Source organism: uncultured Caballeronia sp., assembly GCF_964243625.1.
Classification (GTDB): Bacteria; Pseudomonadota; Gammaproteobacteria; order Burkholderiales; family Burkholderiaceae; genus Caballeronia.
Genome location: NZ_CAXTGZ010000665.1, coordinates 1 through 3,227, shown reverse-complemented (window position 1 = coordinate 3,227; position 3,227 = coordinate 1). Strand labels below are relative to the sequence as shown.

4 protein-coding genes are annotated in these 3,227 nt (G+C 59.2%); 3 read left to right on the top strand and 1 reads right to left on the bottom strand.

The window, feature by feature from the left end; translation table 11 throughout:
* On the bottom strand, positions 1–335 hold a 335-nt coding region (locus ACFFAR_RS28925; protein WP_375508983.1), incomplete at its 3' end, for a cupin domain-containing protein.
* 130 nt (positions 336–465) lie between these two features.
* Here ACFFAR_RS28925 and ACFFAR_RS28920 point away from each other — a divergent pair.
* From ACFFAR_RS28920 to ACFFAR_RS28910, 3 genes are all read left to right on the top strand, one after another.
* Complete coding sequence (locus tag ACFFAR_RS28920; protein WP_375508982.1) at positions 466–1,350, top strand: LysR substrate-binding domain-containing protein; 885 nt, start codon at positions 466–468, stop codon at positions 1,348–1,350.
* 119 nt (positions 1,351–1,469) lie between these two features.
* Positions 1,470–2,519, top strand: a complete 1,050-nt coding sequence (locus ACFFAR_RS28915) for a capsular polysaccharide synthesis protein (RefSeq protein ID WP_375508981.1) — start codon at positions 1,470–1,472, stop codon at positions 2,517–2,519.
* Between the two features lie 189 nt (positions 2,520–2,708).
* The gene (locus ACFFAR_RS28910) at positions 2,709–3,083 is read left to right on the top strand and encodes a DUF4148 domain-containing protein (RefSeq protein WP_375508980.1); all 375 of its coding nucleotides are present in this window, start codon (positions 2,709–2,711) and stop codon (positions 3,081–3,083) included.
* Positions 3,084–3,227 lie beyond the last annotated feature (144 nt).

Sequence of the window (3,227 nt, the reverse complement as noted above, 5' to 3'; positions counted from 1 at the left end):
CACGTTTGAGCGAGCACGATGTCGCGGGCGCCTCCGGACTGAATCATGATGTACACCACGTCGTCGGCCGTCTCATTCCTGACGTGATGCATGACACCCGGTTCGACCGTGTGATGATCGAAAACTTGGGTTCTGTCGATCAGATCGCCGATTTTCTTTTCGACGGTCAACACGCCTCGAACGACGACAAAGCGGTCACGCACGGTCGTATGGAAGTGCCATTGCGTTTCGCCGCCGGCGCGGACCGTGGTCCTGGAGACGCTGTAGTCTTCCTCTGTCAGCAAGGTTTCGTAGAGAACCTTGCTGTTTGCGAGCGGGAAGTTTGTATCTGTCATTTGAGCTCCTTATGTCTCGCAGATGCGATGAACTATTCGTTGACGCGGCCTTAATGTAATTTCGGCGACGTTCCACGGGTAGCGATAAATTTGTGCACAATGCTGTGAGTTAAATCGACGTCCAAACCGCATGCGCCGACTTCCCCCGCTCAACGCGCTTCGCGCCTTTGACGCAGCCGCCCGGCAGTTCAGCATCTCGGCCGCCGCGCAGGAACTGCACGTGACCCACAGCGCCGTGAGCCATCAAGTTCGCCAACTGGAGGAGTGGCTCGGCAAATCCCTGTTTGTGCGCCACGCGGGCGGCGTGCGGTTGACCGATGAAGGGCAGAGCCTGAAGCAGGCCGCCGACCAGATTTTTACGCTGCTGGAGACCCGTTGTGCGGAGATCGCGCAGCACGCGCCGATAGCCGAAATCGTGCTGGGCGCTCCGGGCAGCTTCCTGTCGAACTGGCTCATTGCGCGGCTCGAGCGGTTCGAGGCGGCCAATCTGGACATCCGGGTCCGCTTGCAGACGAGTACGTCGATGGACGATCTGCAGCGAGATGTCGTTGATTGCCTGATCGTCAGCGACCGAACTTGGCCGGCGGATGTCGAGGCCGCGACCCTCTTCGAAGAAACCGTCGGTCCTGTCTGCGCGCCGGACTGGCCTCATGACATTGCGACGCCGACAGATCTGATCGGTCAGCCGCTCCTGCATACGACTTCGCGTCCACACGCGTGGGCGGAGTGGGCGGCTCGGAATGGAGTGGATCCAGCGCTGTTTGCGAGCGGTCGTCGGTTTGACCACTTGTCGTTGCTTCTGGAAGCGGCGGCCGCCGGTCTTGGCGTTGCGATCGCGCCTGCGTTACTGGTCGAGCGCGAGTTATCGAAGGAAAGATTGATCGCTCCACTCGGGTTCGGACCGAGCGACGCCTTTTTCGCTTTCTGCACGATGCGCGGCCGGCCCGACAAAGCACTTCTCCGCCTGCGCGAGTGGCTCAAGACGCAGAGGCTGCATACGGCGACAACCACCTGATTTGAAGTGGGCGCCTCCGGCAGCCGACCGAAAAACCGGAACCGCAATGTGGAGCGATCAATTGCGCGAGTCGATGCGGACAAGCAGACACGCGAAAGCATTCGCCATCGCCTGCTAAGATGGGTTTTCGAAATCATGACAACCAAGCGAGCTTTATGCGCACTACGGTGCCAGACGATGCTGTGCGACCATCCGTGGCCATGGTCGACCCACCGCCGGTGCTGCACTGGTCATCCAAAGGGGGCGCGCACGCCACGCCCGAAACGCGTGAGGAGCGTACGCCATGCCGGTCTCCGAAATACGGATCAACGGCGATACCTCGCGTCGTCTGGACTTACTGGAATGGGACGCCACTGCCGCGTATCGTCGATGCTTGCTTGCTGAGTTGGCGCAGACACTTGACGGGATACCGTGTTCGGTTGCTAGGTCCCGACAGTCTGCCGTCAGGCCTGCCGCCGTTGCCACGCGGTTTTGCGCTGTGGGCGCCACAGGTTCAATCGGACTGGGTAAGGCTGGCAGTATTGACGACGTTCGGAGGCGTCTGGATGGACGCGACGACGCTTTTGTCCAGCTTGCCGCACACCTCGGCATCAGCAGACGACAAGATGCCTTCCTCGCCGCTATCCTTTGTCGAGGCTCTGGACACGCTCGACCGGCCGGATCTTGTCGGCTATTTCAATTCGGAGCGCACGTACGACACGGCGTATCCAATGCTGGAGAACTGGTTTTTGGCGGCGCCTGCGCGTAGTGTCTTCATGATGCACTGGTTCCATACCTTCAGTGCCATGCTCATGCCGGACGGCCGCAGCGATATTGACCACGTAGTGAAGGGAGTGACGATCCCGGCCTTGTTGCAGGGTTTCAGCCATGCGCCCCAATATTTCGCCTGCCATGCAGCGGCACAGTGGGTCATGCGGCAACACGGCGGACGACTCGCGTTGATACCGGCCGAACTGGATGCATTCCTGGAACCTCATTCACGCGGGTGGGACTCTGAGCGCGTGTGCAACTGGTTGTGCGATGCGTCCGCGGATGGGAAGCGACCATCGGCAAGACCGCTGACCAAACTGATCAGCTTGCTGTGGCGTCCGCTGGAGGAGCGGTTGCAGCGCGGGGATTTCCACCGCGAGTCGATCCTTGGGGAACTCGGCTCCGCCTCGCATGCGTGACAATCGAACGCGATTACGAATACGCGGCCGTTCACGGCAAGCTTCCAAAAGGATTAAGGGTTAACACTTAGTTTCAACAATAATGCTTTGTCCTGTCGATGCTTAATACGGTGCGGCCCCCGGTCTAGACTTCAATCACTGAAACGCAAACGGGTGTTTGCGAAAAACCAAGTCTGGAGGTAAAGCATCATGAAACTCGTTCAATCGCTCATCGTTGCCGTTGCGTTGGTCGTTCCGGCTGTCTCGTCTTTCGCTCAATCAAATCAACCCGTAACCCGCGCCGAAGTGAAGGCGCAACTGGTCCAACTGGAAAAAGCAGGCTATAACCCGACTGGCGATCAAACGCAATATCCGGCCAATATTCAAGCGGCTGAAACGCGCGTGAACAGCGACAACGTGGCAGCCAGCGGTTTTGGCGGCGTGGCCGATGGCGCATCGGCATCGGGTAGCCATCATTCACTGCGCGCGGTCGAAGGCGATGTTGCTCGCGTCGGTCACAAGATTGGCTCGTCGGTCCGCCCGGATGCCAACGATGGAATGCAACCGGTGTATTTCGGTTCGTAAGGATTGAGACTGGTCAAAGATGCAAACTGAAGGCGCGCAAAAGATTGCGCGCCTTGTTTTTGTAAGCGCTGGACCGGCAATCGGCGTTGTCTGCCCAGCCGATTGCCGCGGCCGCCTCCGGTTCGCATTAAATGAGACCAGCCA

Bases quoted from the DNA above. Each gene is read 5' to 3' on its own strand.
- ACFFAR_RS28920 (WP_375508982.1), top strand. From the start codon at position 466: ATGCGCCGACTTCCCCCGCTCAACGCGCTTCGCGCCTTTGACGCAGCC.
- ACFFAR_RS28915 (WP_375508981.1), top strand. From the start codon at position 1,470: ATGGGTTTTCGAAATCATGACAACCAAGCGAGCTTTATGCGCACTACG.
- ACFFAR_RS28910 (WP_375508980.1), top strand. From the start codon at position 2,709: ATGAAACTCGTTCAATCGCTCATCGTTGCCGTTGCGTTGGTCGTTCCG.